A 23,718-nucleotide genomic window follows, 5' to 3' on the forward strand; every position below is an offset into this window, starting at 1 on the left:
AAAATTAAGTTTATGTATAAATTTAAAGGTAAAGAATACCCTTGTTGTGCCAGTTTAACAATGGGACTTATTGGGGGGAAATGGAAAACTGTAATCATATTTCATCTTATTGATAAGACATTACGGTACAATGAGCTTAGAAAAGAAATGCCTACAGTAACTGAGCGTACGTTAAGTTTACAGCTTAAAAATTTAGAAGAAGATGGTATTATAAAACGTAAAGTTTATACTTCTAGGCCACCATTAAAAGTAGAATACTCTTTAACAGATTTTGGAAAGACGTTAATTCCAGTAGTGCAAGCTATTGCAGATTGGGGTGTTTATGCTGTAAGTAAAGAAATTTAAAATTGAATAGAATATAAAATATACGTATCTTTAATTTAATTTTAGATTATATTCTAATGCGAATAATAAATCATATAAAACAATTAAAAAGCAGTTTGAATATTTTCGACCTGCTTTTTTTTGTGTTCTTATTTATTTCTGTCATTGTTAGTATAATTTCTATAAAAAGAGATTTAGTGTATGTTATGCCTCTTACAATAGTATGTGTTTGTTTAAGCTATATTTACCAAAAGAAAAATAATTCTAGCTTTGTTTACATTTTTGGATTATTAGCTCTAATAGTTTCGGATGTATTAGCTTCTCTAAATTTTCAAACTTATTTTATTTATATAACCATATTTACAACCATTTACCTTATTTGTAGTATATATGCTATACGAGGTTATGTAACTAAAGAAAAGTTAAAATCTGTATTATCTCTAACAACCTTTTTAACCGCAGGTTTATTAGGTTATATTATCTATACGCTGATTGATTTGCTATTTTCTGTTTTACCAGATAATACTATGTTTTTAGTTTTTATAGCTACTTTATGCCTAATTGTTTTACTTATTACAATAGCTTATATTTATTTTGGTTACAATTACAAGACTGGTACCATGTTATTGACATCGGGTTTGTTTTGTTTTTTTCAAGTAAGCCTGAGTATTATTAATGAGTTTCTTCATTATAATAAAACATTTGTAACCATAATCATGATATGTCACACACTTGCGGTTTATTTACTTAAATCTTTTTTAGTTTCAACTAAGCCTATAAAAAAAGAGGAAATTAGAAAAAAGTTTATATAAGTATTAAAAAAATTACAGCTCTCGTTTCTTAAAATCATTATAATTGTTTTCATTACCCATTTTATAAGGTAACTAAAAGGCAAAATATAGAAAGTTAAGCTAAAATTTTATGAATAGCCTTAAACCAATCGTCAATATTAGTGTTATTAGTATTTAAAGCAAAACTTCCATTGCCGTAGGGTTTATATTTATTTTCATTGGTTACAGAAAAGAAGCCTACCGTTGGAACTAACGAAGCACTTGCTAAATGCATAACACCGTTATCTGCAGCAATAAAAATAGCTGTATTGCGTAAAACACTACCCATTTCTCTAATATCTTTACTATAAAAATGTGGCGCTTTAAAGTTAATTTTTGAAATATTTTCAATAGGAAGCATCTCTATTATGTTATAATGGGGATATTCCTGTTTTAATCGGTTATAAAAGGTTTCCCACCATATTTCAGGATAACACTTATTGCCTGTTGCATTGGTATAAATGCATATAGTTTTTTTATTGTTTTTAATTAAATTATCTAATATTATTTTACCGTTTTCAATTTCAGCATCAGTAAGTTTTATATCTAATAGCGGCAATTTGTTTTGAGAAGTACTAACACCTAATTTCTCTAAAAAATACCGTAAATTATAAATGGGATACTTTGAAATATGCTCATAATCAGCATATTTATTTTCAATTTCAGGTGTTGATTCTCCAAATAATTTAAACGGTGCCTTAGCTGATTGAGTTAATAATCTTCCTGAAGAAGAATTTTTATCGCCATTAATTACTAAATCGTATTTTTTATTTTTAACAGAGAACCAGCTTTTAGCATATTTAAACAAGTTATTAAAAGGTTTTCTAGGTAGTTTAATAATTTTATTAACTCTTTTATAGTTTTGAAAAACAGGATGCGCTACGCCTCCTTTCACAAATAAATCTACCGTACAATTTGGAAAAGTGTTTAAAACCTCTTGAACTATAGGCGTTAAAAGAAGTTGATTACCTAAACGATGATTAGGTCTAATAATTAATACATTTTTAATGTCTTCAATTTTTAAATCTCCCTTTTTAGGTTCAGAATATGAACTGCCAACGCGTTTTGTTATGCTGCCCATTAATTTTCTTCTGATTTTATTGATTCTGGTCTTAAAAGTCATAGTTTATTTCTTGTAAAAAAGATGGCTAAAAGTACAAATATAGTAGCGGGTAATCAAACATACTGGTGTTGAAATAATCTATAATTATTGAGGGTTTTTAAACTTAATAAAACCAATAAATAGTATTATTAAATATGCTATAGTTATATAGCTCATAAAGCTATAAGAACCCAAAGTAGTGTAGCAATAACTAAAAATAGTAGGTGCTATGGCACTGGCAATTACCAAAAAACTCATGGATTTACCTGTTATAGCGCCTAAATGTTTTCTTCCAAAGTACCTTGGCCATGTAACGGCATTTACCACTGCAAACAACCCACCTAAAACTCCTAAACCACTAATTAAAAGGTATATACCCATAGATTTTGATAATAATAACAAGCCAATGGATGCTAAAAACCCACTAAAAATCATGATTAGGACATAGATGTTATGTTTAATGTAGTCGCTTAAAATGTTAGCTATAGTAGAAATAATAATAGCAATAATTGAAATAGGTACAAAAATGGCAATAGCTTGTGATTTTTCAAACCCCTGACTTTCAAAAATAGATACTACATGAAAGGTAAAACCGGTGATAAAAAAGCTATTAAAAGCTAGAATTAAACCAATAATCCAAAAAGCTCTTGTTTTTTTTGCTTCGGTAAGTGTAAAATCTTTTACAGTACTTACAATGTTTGTTTTAGAATTATTAACACTGTGTCCATCGGGTTTTAAATTAAAATCTTCTGGTTTATCTCTATAAAATTGAATAATAAAAAAACTAAACACTACCAATACCAAAGCTAGAATTTGCCAACTTTTTTCCCAACCATAATTTTCAATTAAATAATTAAAAACTAATGGAGACATAGAAAACCCTAAAGAAACTCCTATACTACTTATTGAATTGACCTTTCCCCTGTTTTTATCAAACCAAAGCATAATCATGTTTCTAGAAGACATAGTAATTACTCCTTGCCCGCTAAATCTTATTAAAAAGAATAAAATAGTTATTACTAGAAATGGTACTACCCAAGATTTGGTATTTAAAAGCTCTGAAAAAACACTACTTATTTTAGCTGAAAATGAGCATAAAAGTAATGAAACACTTAAAAGTAATGCAGCAAAAAATGCTACATAACGTGCTCCAAATTTATCAAACCACTTCCCTGCTCTACTTATAAAAAAAGAACTCAAAAAAGTACCAAACATATAAGCGTTACTAAACTCATTTCTAGTAAGCCCCAAAGCATCTTTAACAGGGTCTGTAAAAACAGATACTCCTACGGTTTGCCCTGGAATGCTGGCTAACACCCCTAAACTACCAAAAAAAAGTACAATATAACCGTAAAATACTGGTGACTTTGCAGGATTTACAATAGAAAATTTATTAGGATTACTCATTATTTAGTTTTTTTGATCGTTCCTTAAAACGAGCGTTTAATACCAATCCAATAATTATTAATCCAATACCTAAAATGCTCCAAAACGAATAAACTTCGGCAAATATAAATACTCCAAAAAGTACTGTGAAAATAGTTTCAAGATATTTTAAAGGAGCTATTTGACTGGTTGATACTGCTGTTTGAAAGGCTTTAGTCATATAAATTTGTCCAAAATAACCAAATATACCTAAGCCAAGTAGCATAGGCCACTCTATACCTACAGGATTTACCCAATTTTTAATAGAAAGCACACCGCCAACCAAAACAGAAATAATCATAAAATAGTTTACAACTACAACGGGGTGTTCACTTTTTCCTATTTTACTTAAAACTACATAAACTAATCCGCTAAATATTGCAGAACAAATAATAAGTAAAAGACCATAGGTGTCTATATTTGTATCTAAGCCTTTTAAAATAACAACCCCACTAAAAGCCATGGTAAAAAACAACCACTGAATGGGTTTTACCTTTTCTTTTAAAAAGAAAATTGCAAAAACAGCAGCAAATATAGGTGCTAAATACCGTAAGGAAACTGCTGTACCTATAGGTAAATATTTTGTTGACATAAAAAATAAAGTCATAGAAGTTACTCCTACCAAACCTCTAATAATCAATAACTTTTTATTATTTCCTAAAATGGATATGTTATATTTTAATAGAATAGAAGTTGTAATAACTAACGTAGAGATAGACCTAAAAAAAACTATTTGATAAGCACTAATATGAACTAAATCTTTTACAATACTATTCATGCATGCAAATGATAATGTACTTATCAGCATGAATTTTAAAGCTTTTTTTATATCCAAAATTTAAGTTTTAGCCAGTGATAACTTTAATCTTCTGGAGGATATCCATGAATTTCCTCAAAGACTTTATCAAAATTTGTACGTAAGTAAGAATTTAACTTTTTTCGATACTCACCTTTTAACCACTCAACAAAATTAAAAGTACTTTTACTTATACATTTTGTGTAACGCCCTATTCTAAAATCTATATCATCACCCAACTTTTTAGCTAAAGCAAGCGCATCATAAACATCTTCACTGTTTTCAATACAAATTTTAGCATGTTGAGCAATAGAGCGCTCTAAAACAACTTTAGAAGACTCTCCTGCTCTAATAGAATCTACGTAGGTTTTTTGAATATCAAAATAAACTTCTTCAGAATTACCAAACTCAGCTCTTAAATCGTCTGGCATTTCATATCTGAAATTGCTTTCTAATTCTTCATCACTTAATAAAGCATCTAAGTAATAATTTGGAGATTTGAAAATACGTTGCCAATCTAAATTATCTCCCCAAGGGCCAAATCTGTGAAAATTGTTACCTAAATCAATTACTTGGAAGTTTTTTTTATTTTCTAAAACACGAGAGCCTCTACCAATCATTTGATAGTAAAGTGTTAAAGATTTAGTTGCTCTATTAAGAATAATACTTTCTACAGTAGGTTCATCAAAACCAGTGGTTAATATGCTTACCGAGGTTAAAATAGCATCTGGTGTTTCTTTAAACCATTTTAAAATATGGGCTCTTTCTTTTTTAGAGTGTGTATTATCTAAGTGTGCAATAGGGTAACCTGCTCTTCTAAAGGTATCATAAACATGTAAAGAAGTATTAATACCATTATTAAATATTAAGGTTTTCTTTCCTTTTGACCGTTCTTCATAGGCTCTTAAAAGCTTTGAGAGCATGTTGTCATCGGTATATAAATCTTCTGATGATTTTACCGTGTAATCTCCGTTAGCTCCAACAACTAAAGACGTTAATCCCACATTATAACTAAACATTTCGGCTCTAGCTAAAAATCCGTTTTCAATTAAGGATTCTATACTTTCTCCAACAATTAATTCATCATAATTATCGGTCATTGGTAATTCAATACTAGAACTTAGTGGTGTAGCTGTAACTCCTAAAATAAATGACTGACTAAAAAATTTAAATAGCTTTGTAAAGGAATTATAATGAGCTTCATCAATAATAACAAGTCCAATATCAGAAATATCTAATTTATTATCATTTAACCGGTTATTTAAGGTTTCAACCATTGCTACAAAGCAGCTATAATCTGCTTGATCACTTAAATCTGCCTTACTATCTACCACCTTATTTATTACACCAAATTCTGTAAGCATTTTTGAAGTTTGCTTACACAACTCAATACGGTGTGTCATTACTAAAACCTTTTTTTTATGGGTTTTTAGATATTGCCTAACTATTTCAGAGAAAATAACTGTTTTTCCTCCCCCTGTTGGCAATTGATATAATAAGTGATAGTCTGGAGGAGACTCATCAAAACTTTTAAAAATTTTATCAATGGCCCCTTTTTGGTAGCTATAAAGGTCTTTACCTGTTTTTCTTTCTTCTAATTCAATTTGTGATACGGACATGCAAACAATTTTGACGCCTGCAAAAATAACACCTTAATGCGTTTATACCGAATGTTTACAGCAAAAAATATAAAAGATTATTAACGGTTAGTAAAATTTATAGATATAATTGTATAATCCTAAGCTAATTTGTAAACAATATAAGACCATTATAAAAAGAGGAATTATTACTAAATTGAATTAATTTTTAAGTAAATTCTGTAACAAAATTTACTATTTTACATCTAACCAATAACAACTTTATTTTAAACTCAATTAATTGAAATTAATAAATATGAAACGTATTACATTAAAATTAACTATTCTTGCTGTTTTATTTTTATCTATGGCAACACAAGTAAACGCACAAGACATTACAGGTTCTTGGAAAGGAAAACTATCTGTGCAAGGAACAGAGATTCCTTTAGTTTTTGATATTGCAACCACTAATGATGGTTTTACTTCTACTATGGATAGTCCATCTCAAGGAGCTACCGGAATCCCTATGGATGAAACAACCTTTGTAAATGACACACTAACCATTAAATTTACTAAAGCAGGTATCAAGTATGTAGCCACTTTAAAACAAAGCAATTTAAGTGGTACTTTTTATCAAAGTGGTATGGAATTTCCTTTAACACTTACTAAAACAGAGAAAACACTTCCTGGAGACACATCGTTACCTACTTCAGATGAAGAATTAGAAAAATTAGCAAATTGGAATCCTACCAACTACAAATACTCTGTTGAAGATTATTTTGCAAGACCCAAAGCTAGATCTTTTAATTTATCTCCCAACGGAAGTTACATGTCTTACAGAGAAAAAGATGAAAATGCCAAAAACCATGTTTATGTAAAAAACTTAAAAACTGGAGAAGTTAAAAGAGTTATTGAAGAAAAGGAAGAATTAATTAGAGGTTTTGGATGGGCAAATGAAAACAGATTGGTATATGTAATGGATAAAGGCGGAAATGAAGATTATCATTTGTTTGCTGTAAATGTTGATGGCTCAAACCAAAAAGAATTAACTCCTTTTGATGGTGTAAAAGTTAATATTCTTAACGGTTTAAAAGAAGATAAAAATCATATGATTATTTCAATGAACCAAAACAATCCGCAAATATTTGAACCCTATAAAATAAACATTGTAACAGGAGAACTTAAGCAACTATATAAAAATGAAGATGCTGCAAACCCCATAAACAGTTATATTTTTGATAAAGATGGAAACCTACGTGGCTTTGTTAAAATGAGAGATGGTGTTAATATGGATTTTTATTATACAGTTGATGGCGAAAATTATGAACTAAAAAAGAAGTTAAACTGGAAAGATAATTTTAGTATTGCTTCTTTTAATTATGCTTCAAACAATCCGCATGAAGCTTACGTTGTATCTAATTTAGAAACAGATAAAACACAGATTTTTTTATATGATCTAAAAGAAGATAAAGTTATTAAAAAACTGTTTTCTCATGACGAATATGATGTTTCAGGCCTAAGTTTATCAAGGCATAGAGGCTATGAATTAGATTATTTTTCCTATGAAGGAGAAAAGAAAGTTATTGTACCTGTTAGTGATTACGCAAAAAAGCTTCACAAAAAATTAAATAATAAATTCCCAGGTTACAACATTTCAGTAGCCGATGTTACTGATGATGAAAGCAAATATTTATTTTTTATTCAAAGTGATAAATTATATGGTACCTACTACTCTTATGATCCTGTAAAAGATGAATTTCAATTACTATATAATTTAATGCCAAATCTTAATGAAAGTGATATGGCCGAAATGCGTCCTATTACTTTTAAAAGTAGAGACGGCTTAACTTTACACGGGTATATAACCTTACCAAAAGAAGCTTTAAACGGAGAAAAAGTACCACTTATTGTTAATCCACATGGTGGACCACAAGGAATTAGAGATTCTTGGGGATTCAATCCAGAAGCACAGTTATTTGCTAGTAGAGGGTATGCTACTTTACAGGTAAATTTTAGAATTTCAGGAGGATATGGTAGAGCGTTTTTAGAATCTGGGTTTAAACAAATAGGAAGAAAAGCCATGGATGATGTAGAAGATGGAATTCAATATGTAATAGACCAAGGTTGGGTAGATAAAGACAATATTGCCATTTATGGAGCAAGTCATGGCGGTTATGCAGTATTACGTGGTTTAACTAAAACCCCAGATTTATATGCCTGTGGAGTTGATTATGTTGGCGTGTCTAATGTTTTCACTTTCATGAAAACTATACCTCCTTATTGGAAACCCTATTTAAAAATAATTAAAGAAATTTGGTATGATGAAGATGTGCCAGAAGAAAAAACCATTATGAAAGAAGTGTCTCCTGCATTTCAAATTGATAAAATTAAAAAACCACTTTTTGTAGCACAAGGAGCCAATGACCCTAGAGTTAATATTGATGAATCTGACCAAATTGTTAAAGCACTTAGAGCTAAAGGATTTGATGTACCTTATATGGTTAAATATGATGAAGGTCATGGGTTTGCTAAAGAAGAAAACAGCATAGCTTTATACAAAGCAATGATGGGATTTTTTGCAAAACATTTAAATAAAAAAATAGAACACCCACTAAAAGACTAATTTTTTATAATTTAAATTATTAAAATAAGCCTTTAGAGTAAAAATTCTAAAGGCTTATTTTTTTGTTTAAAATTAATACATTAGTACCCTAAATTTTAAGTTATGCAAATCAACGATAAATCTGGTGTAACAGAATACAAAGCATCACAAAACAGATATAATAGTATGAAATACAACCGTACAGGTAAAAGTGGTGTATTATTACCTGCTATTTCATTAGGTTTATGGCATAATTTCGGTTTTATAGATAACCTTCAAAATGGTAGAGATATCATCCGTTGCGCCTTCAATTTAGGCATTACTCATTTTGATTTGGCTAACAATTATGGTCCACCATATGGTTCTGCAGAAGAAAATTTCGGAACTATTTTTAAACAAGATTTTAAAAGTTATAGAGATGAATTATTTATAGCTACAAAAGCTGGTTTTGATATGTGGCCGGGGCCTTATGGCAACTGGGGCTCAAGAAAATACTTAATTGCTAGTTTAGACCAAAGTTTAAAACGAATGGGATTAGATTATGTTGATGTTTTTTATCATCACAGACCAGACCCAGAAACACCTTTAGAAGAAACAATGGGGGCTTTGGCAGATATTGTTCGTCAAGGTAAAGCTTTGTATGTAGGCATTTCTAATTACCAGCCTAAAGAAACTCAAGAAGCAGCTATTATTCTTAAAAATTTAAATGTACCTTTTATATTGCATCAGGCTAGATACTCTATGTTTGACCGTTGGGTTGAAAACGGACTTTTAGATACTCTTGATAAGAATGGTGTTGGCTGTATTGCTTTTTCGCCATTGGCACAAGGCATGTTAACAGATAAGTATTTAAAAGGTGTACCAGAGGGTTCTAGAGCATCAAAAAACATGTCTTATTTAAATAGTGATACTGTAAACAGCAATCTTGAAAAAATTATAAAATTAAATGCTATTGCACAGAAACGAGATCAAAAGTTATCACAAATGGCAATTGCTTGGATTTTGAGACAACCTCAAGTATCATCTGTACTTTTAGGAGCGAGTTCTCCAAATCAATTAAAAGAGAATTTAAAAGCTTTAGATAATTTAGAATTTTCTACAGAAGATCTTAATTTAATTGATAAAATAGTAAGCTAAATTATTCTTTAATTACGTGCACGGTTCCTTTAACATTAACAGATAAAGCCCAAAGATCTGAAGCTACTATGTTATTATTATCATCAATTATTCTAAAATGCGCTGTGTTTGGAAGTGCATAACCTTCGTTTATAGCTAAAAATTCAATAACATTAATACCTTCTTTTAATTCAATTTTAAAACCTTTAAAAGCATTGGTTAATGATACTCTATATTCTATAATTTCATCATTTACAGACACTCTAACTAAATCGCCATCTTCTAAACCATAATCTCTATATAAAACACGTACATGTTTAGATTTGGTGCGGTGGTTTCCAAAAAACACATCTACTTTACTTCCTTTTGTACCTAAACCTTCAGATTGTTTTATACTATTTTCATGTTTTTTTAATCTATCAATATATAATTCTCCTGGATTACCAAATTCTTCTTGATCAAACATAGAGAATTCTTTTTTGGGCATTTTTAAGCTTGGTGTTTCTTTTGGGGTGCTTAACCCGCTTAAATTGCCACTAAAAAGGGGTTTTGAAGGTGTAGTTGGAGAGGCATCTAAAGAGTCATTTTCATTTTCTTCAGCTTGTATTAATACCGTTTTTTTCTTTGAATCAATTTGAGCTAACATTGACATTGAAAAAACTAATACAATAAAAATTGATAAATATGTTTTTAAATGTTTTGGTTTCATAATAATGATAATCTATCATCAATAACGTTTCAAAGATATTTTTTTCTCTTAAAAACTAATAAATATTTGTATTCATTTAACACAAAAACCATTCCTAAGCATATTTTAAACGTTACTTCTACCCTATTTATGGTTTAAAATTGTTAAAATTTGTTAAATCACTACTTTGTAATACATAGTACTGTAACAAATTTAATTTATGGTCGTCTATTTGGTATAATCAATTAAAAAACAAATAATTATGAGAACTTTAAACAACAATCAAATTTCAGGAACTTTAAGTAAAACTAAAAGTAATCATTGGAACAGTAAAAGACGTTACAGATAAGTAGCGTCTTTTTAAACCATCATCAGTCAAACAATTAAACAATTAAACAATCAAAATGCGAACAGTTATTAAGATATCAAACCATTTAAATAGCCTTACCCAAGAAAACCTATTACCTTCCAGAAGATATATTAACTTTAAATATTCTAATGACACACTATGGAAAGGTTCTAAGCGATATGCGCACTAGTTTATAATTCATTTATAAAGGATATATTAAAGACCCTTATAGAAGCTATCTCTTCTATACTTTCTGAAGCTGAAACAAAATAAAAGATTTAGTCTTTCTTTCTAAAACCATAAAAAAGTTGTCTTAAAAAGCTTTTAGGCATCTTATAATCATCAGAATACCCTAATTTAATTTTACCACTATTTTCTGGTATATAATTAGTTTTAAAAATGTAATCCCACAGGCTGAGACTAATGCCAAAATTAACACCATGTTTATGCGATTTAGGTAACGTATAAGCATGGTGATATAAATGCATTACTGGATTGTTAAATATATATTTTAACGGCCCATAAGTTAATTTTATGTTAGCATGGTTTAAATGCCCTATAGAAATTGCTACAAAGTGAATAATAAATGCTTGTTGGGGTTCAAAACCACCAATTAGCATTACGGCAAATACTTTTAATGGTTTGTATAGCACATTCTCCATCCAATGGTAACGTAAATGAGCTGCAAACCCCATTTCTTTAACAGAATGGTGTACTTTATGAAATCGCCAAAGAAATTCAAATCTATGTAACATTACATGTGTAAACCACTGCACAAAATCTAAAATTAAAAAGAAAACAAGCAACTCTAAAAAAACAGGTAGTGATGAGAGGTCTATTAATTGAAAAGATGCCATTGTAAGGCCTATTTTGGTAAATAATATTTCTAAAACACTATAAACCCCACTTATAATAATGGTAAAAATGAAAAAATTAAAGAACATATAAAATGCATCTAACCAAAAGTCTTTTCTAAAAATAGCTTGTTCCTCGCGCCAAGGAAATGCAATTTCAAGCAACCAAACAGCTATTGAAATAACAATTAATCCCCAAAAGAAATTATTGTACCAAGGCACATTAAAAATTATTGAATTCCATGTCCAATTCACAGAATTAAAAAATGCTTCTATAAAAGCTTCAAAGTATATATTCATTTTTAATATGCTAAAAGTAATTTTAACTCAGTTTCAAATCTATCTTTTGGTAGAAATTGGTTTTCAAGAGCTTTTGCAAAAGGAACGGGAGTATCTAAACTAGCTACCCTCTTAACTGGTGCATCTAAAAACTCAAAACAATGCTCATTAATTAAGGCCGATATATCACTAGCTATTCCACCAAACAAAGTGTCTTCTTGTAAAATAATGGCTTTTCCTGTTTTTTTAACAGACTTATAAATAGTTTCTGTATCTAAAGGTTGAAGAGTTCTTAAATCTACAACATCGGCTGAAATATTGGGATTATTCTCCAAAGTTTCTAAAGCCCAATGTATGGCTGCTCCATATGAAATTATGGTGATTTCATTTCCTTCTTTCAAAAGAGAAGCTTTACCAAAAGGCAATGTATAATAATCTGTTGGTACCTCTTGACGTGTACTCCTGTAAAGTGCTTTGTGTTCAAAAAACAATACAGGATTGGGGTCGTTAATGGCTGTTGCCAACAATCCTTTAGCATCATACGGAAATGCAGGATAAACCACTTTTAAACCTGGGGTTTTTGTAAACCAAGCTTCATTGGATTGTGAATGAAACGGACCCGCACCAACTCCACCACCACAAGGCATTCGTAAAACTACATCGGCATTTTGTGCCCATCTATAATAAGATTTGGCCAAATAGTTAACTACTGGATTAAAACCAGAACTTACAAAATCTGCAAACTGTAACTCAACTATAGCTTTCATTCCTGCTATTGATAACCCCATAGCTGTTTCAATTATTGCAGACTCACATATGGGTGTGTTTCTTACCCTTTCTTTTCCAAATTGATTAACAAAACCTTCGGTGATTTTAAAAACACCACCATATTCTGCTATATCCTGCCCCATAATAATTAAATTACTATGGCGCTCCATACTTTGTTTTAAGCCTTCTGATATAGCATCAATAAATCTAATATTACAGGTTTTTAATTCACTTTTAACCTCTTGATATTTAAATGATTTAAAAATATTATTTAACTCATTAGTTAAGGTTATATTAATAGTATCTTCATTTAATGCAATCACTAAATGTTTGTTAATTTCATGAGTAATATTAGTCTTTAATTTCACATCAATCTCTTCATTTAAAACACCCTTTTCTTTTAAAAATTTTTCATAATTTTCTATAGGATCTCTTTTACCCCAAGCATCTAGTAAATCTTGAGGAACATATTTGGTACCACTAGCCTCTTCATGTCCGCGCACTCTAAAAGTTTTAAATTCTATTAAAATTGGTCGTGGTTTTTTACGAATACTTTCTGCTACTTCAGATATAGTTTTATAAACTTCAATAACATTATTACCATCAATAATGTGAGATTCCATTCCATAACCTATGCCTCTATCTGCAATATCCTTACAATTATACTGTTGGTTAGTGGGTGTAGAAAGTCCATAACCATTATTTTCAACGCAAAATAGTACAGGAAGTTGCCAAACAGAAGCTACATTTAAAGCTTCATGAAAATCGCCTTCGCTTGTACCTCCTTCACCAGTAAAAACAGCAGTAACCTGATTTTTGGTTTTCAACTTACTGGCAAGAGCAATACCATCAGCCACACCTAGTTGCGGGCCCAAATGCGAAATCATGCCTACAATTTTATATTGTTGAGTTCCAAAATGAAAAGACCTATCTCTACCATTAGTAAATCCAGATGCCTTTCCCTGCCATTGCGCAAATAATCTGTATAAAGGAATGCCTCTGGTTGTAAAAACCCCTAAGTTTCTATGCATTGGCAAAATATATTCATCATCATTTAACGCCAAAGTAACACCTACTGAAATAGCTTCTTGACCAATACCAGAAAACCATTTGCTTATTTTTCCTTGCCTAAGTAATACTAACATCTTTTCCTCAATTAATCTAGATTTTAACATGTTTTTGTATAAATAAATCAACACATCTTTGTCTAGATTATAAGTATTAAACTCTAAAGCTTTTAAAGAAAAATTGTTATTCATGTTTAGTTATGGTGTTATTACCAAATATACCATAAAAAGTAAACTTCCTTTTAGTAGTAAGTCAAAATAAATAGCCTTAAAACTTTGCTATGTTTTTGTACATTTGTAATACTCACATATAAAAATATACTTAATGAATACCATACCTAGTGTTAATCTGGAAGATTTTATTTCAGACAACCCAAAAAGAAAACAGAGTTTTGTAGATGCTATTGGGAAAGCCTATGAAGAAATAGGGTTTGTAGCTTTAAAAGGTCATTTTTTAGATGATGCTTTGGTAGATAAATTATATAGCGAAGTAAAAAACTTTTTCAATTTACCGTTAGAAACTAAACAGAAATATGAAATTCCAGGTATTGGGGGGCAACGTGGTTATGTTTCTTTTGGAAAAGAAAGCGCTAAAGGTAAAAAAGAAGGTGATTTAAAAGAGTTTTGGCATTTTGGGCAATACGTTGAAAATAATGAAAAACTAAAAAAAGAATACCCAGAGAATGTAATTGTAGAAGAACTACCTGAGTTCAATGAGGTTGGTAAAGAAGCCTATAAAATGCTTGAAAAAACAGCAAAATACGTTTTAAGAGCTTTAGCATTACACCTTAAGTTAGAAGAAACCTATTTTGATGAATATATTTACAATGGAAATTCTATTTTAAGACCCATTCATTATCCGCCAATTACTCAAGAACCTAAAGAAGCCGTAAGAGCAGCAGCTCATGGAGATATAAATTTAATTACGCTTTTAATGGGAGCCCAAGGTAAAGGCTTACAAGTTCAAAACCATAAAGGCGAATGGATAGATGCCATAGCACAACCCGATGAATTAATGATAAATGTTGGAGATATGCTATCAAGGCACACTAACAACAAATTAAAATCTACTATTCATCGTGTTGTAAATCCGCCAAAAGAGCTTTGGGGTACCTCAAGATATTCTATTCCATTTTTTATGCATCCTATTAGTGACATGAAATTAAATGTGTTAGAAGGTTGTGTTGATGAAAACAATCCAAAACAGTTTGAAGACATTACAGCAGGAGAGTTTTTAACTCAAAGACTTATTGAATTAGGCTTAATTAAAAAGTAATAGTTAATGGATTTACAAGATCAGCTTAAAAATTTATTTCCAGACCATGTTTCTGAAAATATTTCAGAAGAAAATGAAGAAGATGATAATCTCTGGATTCAAGACGATCCAATTATTTGTAAATATGAAAAACGTAAAGGAAAGCCAATTACCATTTTAGAAGGCTATACCGGTGCTACAGAAGACTTCAAGCTCTTAGCTAAAGATTTAAAAAAGAAATTAAGTGTTGGTGGTAGTTTTAAAGATGATAAAATTATTATCCAAGGAGATTATCGAGATAAAATAATGAGTCTTCTTAAAGATAAAGGCTTTAAGGTAAAACGCGTTGGTGGTTAACTATGAAAAAGAGTCAACTACATATTACCAATGGTAGTAACTTAACAAATTATCTTAATGATTCAGGTTACAAAGGAAATATTATTACTTGGCATGAAATGCTTTGTGAAGGTCCTACCCATGTTAATATTTTATCTGATGAGTTTTTTAAAGCCAGAACAAATTTTTTTAGTGAAACATATAATGTTTATTTAGATGTAAATGCTTTTAAAACAGAAATAAAAAAACTAGATTATCTTGATGCTTTTTCAGAAATAATTCTTTGGTTTGAGTACGATTTATTCTGCCACATCAATCTCATTGCTGTTATAAGTCTTATTAAGCAAAAACATATTAACCTACCTCTTTATTTAGTTTGTAGTGGTTTTATTGAAGGTAGTAAAAGCTTAAAAGGATTATCTGAATTAAGCTCAAAACAATTAACAAATCATTACTTAAACAGAGTTAGACTAAACGAAGACGATATTGAATTAGCCGAAACACTTTGGCAAATATATAATGGTAAAGATCATAGTTTATTTAAACCATTTATTGTTAAAAGTTCCTCTTTTGATTATTTAAGCAACTGTTTAAAAGCACATTTAAAACGATTTCCAGATAGCAAAAGCGGACTAAGTTCTTTAGAGAAAAACATTCTAGAAATAATAGATAAAAACACCGTTAAATCTAAACATCACTTGTTAGGTTACGCACTTAATTATCAAGGATATTACGGGTTTAGCGATATGCAATTAGGTAGAATTATAGACCAATTATCTATATTTTATATAGAAGACAAAAATAGTATTAAACTAAACAGAAAAGGATACGAAGCCTTATTAGAACAACATAATTTTTCTGCTGAAATAAATGATAAAACCATTTTTGGAGGTGTAAAAAAATTAGATTTTCAGTTCAATACAAAAGAAAACAAACTGGTAAAAACCATAATAAATGCCCATTAAAGAATCTGAACTCATTTTAAATCCAGACGGGAGTGTCTATCATTTAAACCTAAAACCCGAAAATATAGCCAACACTATTATATTTGTTGGAGATCAAAACCGAGTAGATAAAATTTCAAAACATTTTGATTCCGTTGAGTTTAAAACTCAAAAGCGAGAGTTTAAAACACATACAGGGTATTATAAAGGCAAACATATTTCTGTAATATCAACAGGCATAGGTCCTGATAATATAGATATAGTTTTAAATGAACTGGATGCACTAGTTAATATTAATTTAGAAACTAGACAACCAAAAGAGAAACTCACAAGTCTTAATATAATTAGAGTTGGTACTTCAGGTTCACTTCAAAAAGAAATCCCTGTAGATGCTTTTGTTTTAAGTCAATACGGACTAGACTTAAATGGTATGCTACACTACTATCAAATAGAAACCATAAAAAACTCAGACATCGAAGAAGCCTTCATTAAACAAACAAATTGGGATGCTAATAAAGCAAAACCCATTGTAGTTAAAAATAGCAGTACTCTTGAAAAAAGATTGGAAAGTGATAAAACTCACAAAGGAATGACGGCTACCGCAGGCGGTTTTTATGGTCCGCAAGGGCGTGTACTAAGACTGCCTGTACATGACCCTGAGCTAAATCATAACATGGATACCTTTAACTACAACGGTCTCAAAATTACTAACCTTGAAATGGAAACATCTGCTATTTTTGGTTTATCAAAATTATTGGGTCATCATGCCGTTTCTCTTAATGCCATAATTGCAAACAGAGCAACAGGTAATTTTAGTGAAAATCCAGCTAAAGCAGTTGAAGAACTCATTATTTATACACTAAACAAAATTGCAGAATAGATAAAATTTATATGAAGAATGTAAATATAGGTGGTGTACCAGAACACTTCAATTTAGCTTGGTATTTAACCTTAAAAAATGGAGAATATAAAGACCAAGGTATCAACCTAAGATGGCATGATTATTACGGAGGTACTGGTGCTATGTGTAAAGCTTTAAGAGAAAAAGACATTGATATTGCCGTTATTCTAACCGAAGGCATCATAAAAGATATTATTGCAGGTAACCCTAGTAAAATAGTACAAACATTTGTTAAATCGCCATTAATATGGGGTATACACGTAGCTGCAAACTCAAAATATAATTCTATTGAAAATTTAAAAGGAACCAAAGCCGCCATTAGTAGATATGGATCTGGTTCTCATTTAATGGCTTACATAAATGCCAAAAACAATAATTGGAATTTAGAAAAAGATTTAAATTTTAAAGTTATTAAAAACTTAGAAGGTGCGGTAGAAGGTTTAACAAATGGTACTGCCGATTATTTTATGTGGGAAAAATTCACCACAAAACCTTTTGTAGATAACGGTATATTTAGAAACGTTGGTAATTGCCCTACTCCATGGCCTTGTTTTGTAATTGCTGTTAGAGAAGATTTTATTGAAAATGAAAAAGAAGCTCTAAAAACTATTCTTGATATTATAAACAATACAACTAAAGATTTTAAACATATACCAAGCATAGATAAAACCATAGCTAATAGATATGAACAAAAACTTGAAGATGTACAAGAATGGTTAAACCTAACAGAGTGGTCTCAAAACCTAATGGATGAGGAGACTATCAATATGGTTCAAAAAGAGCTTTTTTCTCTTAATATTATCCCAAAAAAAGTTGACTACAAAAAGCTAGTTTATAAATTGTAAAAAAATACTTTTTGGCTCAACTAACACAACTAAATGTTAATAATAATAAAAAAATACAGGTATAAAAATAGCAAATCATTACTTTTGGAAAAATTAAAACATATAAATGAAAAATTTACTTTTTTTACTCTTTGCAATAGCACTTGTTTCATGTAAACAAGAACCTAAAGATTACGTCACACTTTCTGGAAAAATAACAAATAAAAACAGTGACTCTTTAGTAGTAAGATCTAGAGGTTACTCAAAAACAATTAAAGTTAATGAAGATGGTACTTTTAAAGATACCTTAAAAATTAAAGCCGGTATTTTTAACCTATTTGATGGTACAGAATCTACCAATCTATTCCTTGAAAATGATGCCAACATTTACTTAACACTAGACACAAAAGAATTTGATGAAACTATAACCTACACCGGAAAGGGATCGGAAACCAGTAATTATTTAGCTAAAAAAGCTCTTTTACAAGAAAAACTACTAACTCCTGATTTGTTAGATTTAGAAGAAGAAACTTTTAAAGTAAAAGTTGCAGACGCAAAAAAAAGTTTTATTGAATTATTAGAAAGTTCAAAAAAAATAGATTCTACAGTTTTTGCAAAAGAATTATCTAGTTTTAATAAATTAGAAGAAGGTCTTTTAAATGTATATAAGCAGCAAAAAGCCATGTCTAATCAGTTTGCAGATTTTGTTGGTAAACCCTCTCCTACTTTTGAGAACTATCAAAATTATAAGGGTGGCACCACATCTTTAAGTGATTTAAAAGGAAAGTATGTATATGTTGATATTTGGGCTACTTGGTGTGGACCATGCAAAAGAGAAATTCCATTTTTACAAGAAATTGAAAAAAAGTATCATAACAAAAATATTGAGTTTGTAAGCATTTCTGTTGATAATGGTAGAGGTTATAAAGGAGAAACTCCCGAAGCAAAAAAAGCAGCATCTGTTGAAGGGTGGAAAAAAATGATTGCAGAAAAAAACATGAGTGGTATTCAATTATTAGCTGATAAGGATTGGAAATCAGATTTTGTTCAAGGATATCAAATAAGAGGTATTCCTAGATTTATTTTAATTGACCCTGATGGTAATGTAGTAGATGCCAATGCACCAAGACCATCAAGCCCAAAACTTATTGAGCTTTTTGATAAGTTAAAAATTTAAAAATATTTTTAAATAAAAAAAGCCTCTTTAAGAGGCTTTTTTTATTTAATGTATCTAAATTCCTATTTACTTTACTGCAATAACTTTTGCATTAGTAACTGCACTAAAAACATCCTAATATTAGAGTAAAACTTATTTTTCTTTTTCTTCACTACTTGTTTCGGGTGCTTGTTGCTGTTCAGGTTGTTTAAATAAATCTATATAAGCTTCACCTAAATAATCAATAACATGGCTAGCTATTAAGCTTTCATACCCATAATCTCCAACAGCTATATCTGCCGATTTTCCGTGTAAATACACACCAAAAATAGAAGCCACTAACGGGTTATATCCTTGAGAAATTAGCCCTGTTATTACTCCCATTAAAACATCACCACTACCTGCAGTTGATAATCCTGGATTTCCTGTAGTATTTATATAAAGTTTATCTTCTAAAACAGTAATAGTATTAGCGCCTTTAATAACAACAATTACCTTGTTCTTCTTTGAAAAAGCTTTTACTTTATCTAACTTATCAAAGTCGTTTTTCCAAGCTCCTATTAAACGTTCAAGTTCTTTAGGGTGTGGTGTTAAAACTGTATTTTCTGGTAATAATTTTAATAAATCTTTATTTTTAGAAAGCATATTAATACCATCGGCGTCAATTACTAAAGGAGCTTTGTTTTCTTTTAAAAACATTTCAAAAGCCTTTGCTGTTTTTTCATTAGTCCCTACTCCTATTCCTATTCCCACAACAGTTGGCTCTATTTCAAATTCAATATTAGTAATTATTTCTTCATCAGCATCAGTGATTACCATAGCTTCAGGAAAAGCAGATTGCATAATATTGTATCCGCATTTAGGAATAAAAACCGATACTAATCCTGCTCCAGCAGATAATGTTGCTTTAGTAGCTAATGTTACTGCGCCTATTTTTCCGTAGCTTCCGCCAATTATTAAACTATGCCCAAATTGTCCTTTATGTGAAAATTTATTTCTAGGAATATAATTAGGTAAAACTTCAAACTTACCTATAAGTTCTACATCTGTAACTGTAGTGTGTAAAAACTCTTGATCTAAACCAATGTCTAATACTTCCCATTGCGCTGTGTATTTAGCTGTTTCTGGTAAAAAGAATACTAATTTAGGAGAAGCAAAACTTAGTGTAAATCCTGCCCAAACAACATCATCTTCATGTTCAGGAACTGAATCTGTTCGTAAACCAGAAGGAATATCAACCGAAAGTGTAAAAGCTTTGGTATTTCTAAAGTGTTTAAAAAGGTTTTTAACCCAATCTACCACAGGACGATTTAATCCTATACCAAAAATGGCGTCTACAATAATATCATCTGGATGAATTTGAGGGAAATCTTCTTCACTTGTCATCAAAATAGGCCATTCTTTAGTAACATTTTTAATTCTATCGTAATTAATTAAAAAGTCTTTTGAACGCTTATCACTGTAATTAACCACATAAGTTTTAACATTGTATCCGTGCAGAATTAAATGTCTTGCCAACACTAAACCATCTCCCCCATTATTTCCTATACCACAAAACACATGAATGGGTACTTGTGCTCCTTGCATGCGCATGTGTATCCAATTAAAAATTTGGGTAGCTGCACGTTCCATTAAATCTGTTGAAGTTATGTTTTGTCGTTCAGCGGTTAATTTATCGCCTTCATAAATCTGTTCTCTAGAGAATATTTTCATTAATTAATAAATTATTGATTTTCTAATTGTTTTATAAATACGTTGAATTTCTTAAAAGAATATTGATTCTATTTAAGAATTTTACAAAAAAAAAGTTTTAGTTTTTTTATTAGGCTAAATGTAATACTTTTGGGTTGTATTATCATAGCATCTATGAATCATTTAGACCAAAATATAAGATTTACTTTCGCTTCTTTTACCAAAGGAACAACTTCTTTTATTGGTACTACTACAACAACTACCCTTTGGGGTTGTTAATTATATATACTTCAGGCTATATTTGTGGTTTTAATAATAATCACAATTCAAAAAATATTTTTTCAATTATCAATTCATTAAAAAAATGAAAGTTTTAAAATTTGGAGGAACATCTGTAGGTTCTTCAAAAAATATAAATAACGTTATAAATATTTTAGAAGATTATTCTAAAAATGATTCTGTAATCTGTGTAGTTTCTGCTGTTGGAGGTATTACAGACAAATTACTTTTAGCTGGAAAACTAGCTAAAAATAAAGATTCTGAATATTCTAAAGTTTTCACAACAATAAAAGAAATTCATTTAAACATAATAAATGAGTTAATACCAAGCAATAACAACAATATTATAGCTTTTGTTGAAGAAAATTTAAAGGCGTTAAAAAGTTTACTAGAAGGTATTTATTTAATCAATGAATTATCTCCAAAAACCTCTGATAAATTAGTGAGTTTTGGAGAGTTACTATCTTCTTTCATCATTGCTGAAGCTATGAAAAGTAGGGGTTTATCAGCAGAACGCAAAAATTCTCAAGAACTTGTTATAACCAATTCTAATTTTACAAAAGCAGAAGTAAACTATAGTATAACTAATGAAAACATTCAAGATTATTTTAAATCTGCTTCACAAAAAATTACCATTTTACCTGGTTTTGTAGCAAATTCAACACTTGGAGAACAAACAACTTTGGGGCGTGGTGGCTCAGATTTTACTGCTGCTATTGTTGCTGCAGCATTAAAAGTTGAACAGTTAGAGATCTGGACAGATGTAAGCGGCATGTTTACTACCAATCCTAAAATTGTAAAGCACGCATATCCTATACAAGAAATTTCATATCAAGAAGCTATGGAGTTGTCTCACTTTGGGGCTAAGGTATTATACCCTCCTACCGTGCAACCTGTTTTAGATTTAGAAATTCCTATTTACATTAAAAACACTTTAGAGCCTAAAGCTGCTGGAACTAAAATCTCCAATGATGCTATAAATTCTAATAAGCCAGTAAAAGGTATTAGTAATATTGGAAATATTTCTTTGTTAACATTAGAAGGAAGTGGAATGGTTGGTATTCCTGGTTTTTCAAAACGGTTATTTGAAACACTTTCTCAGGAAAAAATAAACATTATTTTAATTACTCAAGCCTCTTCAGAACACTCTATTTGTTTAGGTATTGACACTAAAGACGCTAAAGCTGCTAAAGAGGCTATAGATGCTGCTTTTGAAAATGAAATTGCTCTGCATAAAATTAATCCTATTATTATTGAAGATAAGCTCTCTATTGTTGCTCTTGTAGGTGATAATATGAAAAGTCATCAAGGTATTAGTGGTAAACTATTTAGTGCTTTAGGTAAAAACAATGTAAATGTTAGAGCTATTGCTCAAGGCGCTTCAGAAAAAAATATTTCGGTAGTTATTGCAGAAAGCGATGTAAAAAAAGCTTTAAATGTATTACATGAACAATTTTTTGAGTCTAAAACCAAACAACTTAATGTATTTATTACAGGCGTTGGAAATGTAGGAGAACGTTTAGTTGAGCAAATAAAGCAACAACGCAAATACTTAAAAGAAAACCTTAAAATAAATTTAAGAGTTATAGGTTTATCTAACTCAAGAAAAATGGTTTTTGATGAACATGGTTTAAATTTAAACGATTGGAAAGCGCTTTTAGCTAATGGCGAACAAGCATCTTTACAAGGATTTTTTGAGAAAACTAAAACTTTTAATTTACGCAATAGCATCTTTGTTGATGTTACTGCAAACAAAGATATTGCAGACCTTTACGCACAATATTTAAGAGAAAGTATTTCTATTGTGGCATGTAATAAAATAGCATGTTCAAGTGACTTTGCTAATTACAAAGAATTGAAGAGATTATCACTTAAATACAATGCTCCTTTCTTATTTGAAACCAACGTTGGCGCAGGTTTACCTGTAATTGACACATTAAATAATCTTGTGGCTTCTGGAGATAAAATTAAATCTATTCAAGCTGTTTTAAGTGGAAGTTTAAACTTTGTATTTAATAATTTTAACGATACTACTAAGTTTTATGACATTGTAAAACAAGCTGCCGCAGAAGGTTATACAGAACCAGATCCAAGAATAGATTTAAGTGGTGTAGATGTGGCTAGAAAGATATTAATTTTAGCAAGAGAAAGTGGTGTTGAAATGAATTTAGAAGATATTAAAAATGATTCTTTCCTTTCTGAAGCAGGATTAAAGAGTGATACGGTTGATGATTTCTATCAAACTTTAATTGATGACGAAGACCACTACCAGAGTTTGTATGCTTCAGCAAAAGCTAATAATTGCCAACTTAAATACGTAGCAAAATTTGATAATGGAAACGCAAGTGTAAGCTTACAAGAAATTCCTGTAGGCCACCCATTTTATAATTTAGAAGGAAGCGATAATATTGTAATGTTTTATACAGAACGTTACCCTAAACAACCTATGATTATTAAAGGTGCAGGTGCTGGAGCAGATGTAACAGCCTCTGGATTATTTGCAGATATCATAAGGTTAGGAAGTGAATAAAACATGGAATTGCATAAAGAAGGT

18 protein-coding genes are annotated in these 23,718 nt (G+C 30.1%); 10 read left to right on the plus strand and 8 right to left on the minus strand.

The features are described from left to right. The first annotated feature begins 12 nt into the window (after window positions 1-12). Complete coding sequence (locus J1D01_RS12245) at window positions 13-345, plus strand: winged helix-turn-helix transcriptional regulator (RefSeq protein ID WP_421151022.1); 333 nt, start codon at window positions 13-15, stop codon at window positions 343-345. A gap of 885 nt (window positions 346-1,230) precedes the next feature. On the opposite strand, the gene J1D01_RS12250 is transcribed toward J1D01_RS12245, so the two are convergent. The 4 genes from J1D01_RS12250 to J1D01_RS12265 form a co-directional block, all read right to left on the minus strand. After that, the gene (locus J1D01_RS12250) at window positions 1,231-2,235 is read right to left on the minus strand and encodes a glycosyltransferase family 9 protein (protein ID WP_421151023.1); all 1,005 of its coding nucleotides are present in this window, start codon (window positions 2,233-2,235) and stop codon (window positions 1,231-1,233) included. 126 nt (window positions 2,236-2,361) lie between these two features. Beyond that, window positions 2,362-3,663 (minus strand): MFS transporter, encoded by a 1,302-nt coding sequence (locus J1D01_RS12255; RefSeq protein ID WP_421151024.1) that lies wholly within the window; start codon window positions 3,661-3,663, stop codon window positions 2,362-2,364. Then, window positions 3,656-4,516, minus strand: a complete 861-nt coding sequence (locus J1D01_RS12260; RefSeq protein ID WP_421151025.1) for a DMT family transporter — start codon at window positions 4,514-4,516, stop codon at window positions 3,656-3,658. Before J1D01_RS12260 ends, J1D01_RS12255 begins: the two co-directional genes overlap by 8 nt. A 26-nt stretch (window positions 4,517-4,542) precedes the next feature. Continuing rightward, window positions 4,543-6,096 (minus strand): DEAD/DEAH box helicase, encoded by a 1,554-nt coding sequence (locus J1D01_RS12265; protein WP_421151026.1) that lies wholly within the window; start codon window positions 6,094-6,096, stop codon window positions 4,543-4,545. Between the two features lie 274 nt (window positions 6,097-6,370). Between J1D01_RS12265 and J1D01_RS12270 the strand changes: the two genes are divergently transcribed. Next, entirely contained in the window at window positions 6,371-8,677 is a 2,307-nt protein-coding gene (locus J1D01_RS12270; protein ID WP_421151027.1) for a prolyl oligopeptidase family serine peptidase, read from the plus strand. A gap of 102 nt (window positions 8,678-8,779) precedes the next feature. Next, entirely contained in the window at window positions 8,780-9,793 is a 1,014-nt protein-coding gene (gene mgrA / locus J1D01_RS12275) for an L-glyceraldehyde 3-phosphate reductase (protein ID WP_421151028.1), read from the plus strand. Window position 9,794: 1 nt separating this feature from the next. Here mgrA and J1D01_RS12280 read toward each other — a convergent pair whose 3' ends face one another. From J1D01_RS12280 to J1D01_RS12290, 3 genes are all read right to left on the minus strand, one after another. Beyond that, entirely contained in the window at window positions 9,795-10,481 is a 687-nt protein-coding gene (locus J1D01_RS12280; RefSeq protein WP_421151029.1) for a hypothetical protein, read from the minus strand. 606 nt (window positions 10,482-11,087) lie between these two features. Next, the gene (locus tag J1D01_RS12285; protein WP_372938024.1) at window positions 11,088-11,963 is read right to left on the minus strand and encodes a sterol desaturase family protein; all 876 of its coding nucleotides are present in this window, start codon (window positions 11,961-11,963) and stop codon (window positions 11,088-11,090) included. 2 nt (window positions 11,964-11,965) lie between these two features. Then, entirely contained in the window at window positions 11,966-13,885 is a 1,920-nt protein-coding gene (locus J1D01_RS12290) for an alpha-ketoacid dehydrogenase subunit alpha/beta (protein ID WP_421151058.1), read from the minus strand. Window positions 13,886-14,102: 217 nt separating this feature from the next. Between J1D01_RS12290 and J1D01_RS12295 the strand changes: the two genes are divergently transcribed. The 6 genes from J1D01_RS12295 (at window position 14,103) to J1D01_RS12320 (ending at window position 19,214) form a co-directional block, all read left to right on the plus strand. After that, complete coding sequence (locus tag J1D01_RS12295) at window positions 14,103-15,053, plus strand: isopenicillin N synthase family dioxygenase (protein WP_372937642.1); 951 nt, start codon at window positions 14,103-14,105, stop codon at window positions 15,051-15,053. Window positions 15,054-15,059: 6 nt separating this feature from the next. After that, window positions 15,060-15,389 (plus strand): translation initiation factor, encoded by a 330-nt coding sequence (locus tag J1D01_RS12300; protein ID WP_372937641.1) that lies wholly within the window; start codon window positions 15,060-15,062, stop codon window positions 15,387-15,389. A 2-nt stretch (window positions 15,390-15,391) separates the two neighbouring features. Continuing rightward, the gene (locus tag J1D01_RS12305) at window positions 15,392-16,333 is read left to right on the plus strand and encodes a DUF1835 domain-containing protein (protein WP_421151030.1); all 942 of its coding nucleotides are present in this window, start codon (window positions 15,392-15,394) and stop codon (window positions 16,331-16,333) included. Continuing rightward, complete coding sequence (locus tag J1D01_RS12310) at window positions 16,323-17,192, plus strand: nucleoside phosphorylase (protein ID WP_372937639.1); 870 nt, start codon at window positions 16,323-16,325, stop codon at window positions 17,190-17,192. The genes J1D01_RS12305 and J1D01_RS12310 overlap by 11 nt, the downstream gene beginning before the upstream one ends. Window positions 17,193-17,203: 11 nt before the next feature. Next, window positions 17,204-18,058 carry a substrate-binding domain-containing protein gene (locus tag J1D01_RS12315; RefSeq protein WP_372937638.1) on the plus strand — a complete coding sequence of 285 codons (855 nt, stop codon included), beginning with the start codon at window positions 17,204-17,206 and terminating at the stop codon, window positions 18,056-18,058. Between the two features lie 106 nt (window positions 18,059-18,164). Continuing rightward, on the plus strand, window positions 18,165-19,214 hold the full coding sequence (locus J1D01_RS12320) for a TlpA family protein disulfide reductase (protein WP_372937637.1): 1,050 nt from the start codon (window positions 18,165-18,167) through the stop codon (window positions 19,212-19,214). 132 nt (window positions 19,215-19,346) lie between these two features. Here J1D01_RS12320 and J1D01_RS12325 read toward each other — a convergent pair whose 3' ends face one another. Further along, window positions 19,347-20,906, minus strand: a complete 1,560-nt coding sequence (locus J1D01_RS12325) for an NAD(P)H-hydrate dehydratase (RefSeq protein ID WP_421151031.1) — start codon at window positions 20,904-20,906, stop codon at window positions 19,347-19,349. A 343-nt stretch (window positions 20,907-21,249) separates the two neighbouring features. On the opposite strand from J1D01_RS12325, the gene thrA reads away from it, so the two are divergent. Continuing rightward, the gene (gene thrA, locus J1D01_RS12330; RefSeq protein WP_421151032.1) at window positions 21,250-23,694 is read left to right on the plus strand and encodes a bifunctional aspartate kinase/homoserine dehydrogenase I; all 2,445 of its coding nucleotides are present in this window, start codon (window positions 21,250-21,252) and stop codon (window positions 23,692-23,694) included. The last annotated feature ends 24 nt before the right edge of the window (window positions 23,695-23,718 follow it).

The sequence above is a fragment of the Seonamhaeicola sp. NFXS20 genome (assembly GCF_049132085.1).
Lineage (GTDB): Bacteria > Bacteroidota > Bacteroidia > Flavobacteriales > Flavobacteriaceae > Seonamhaeicola.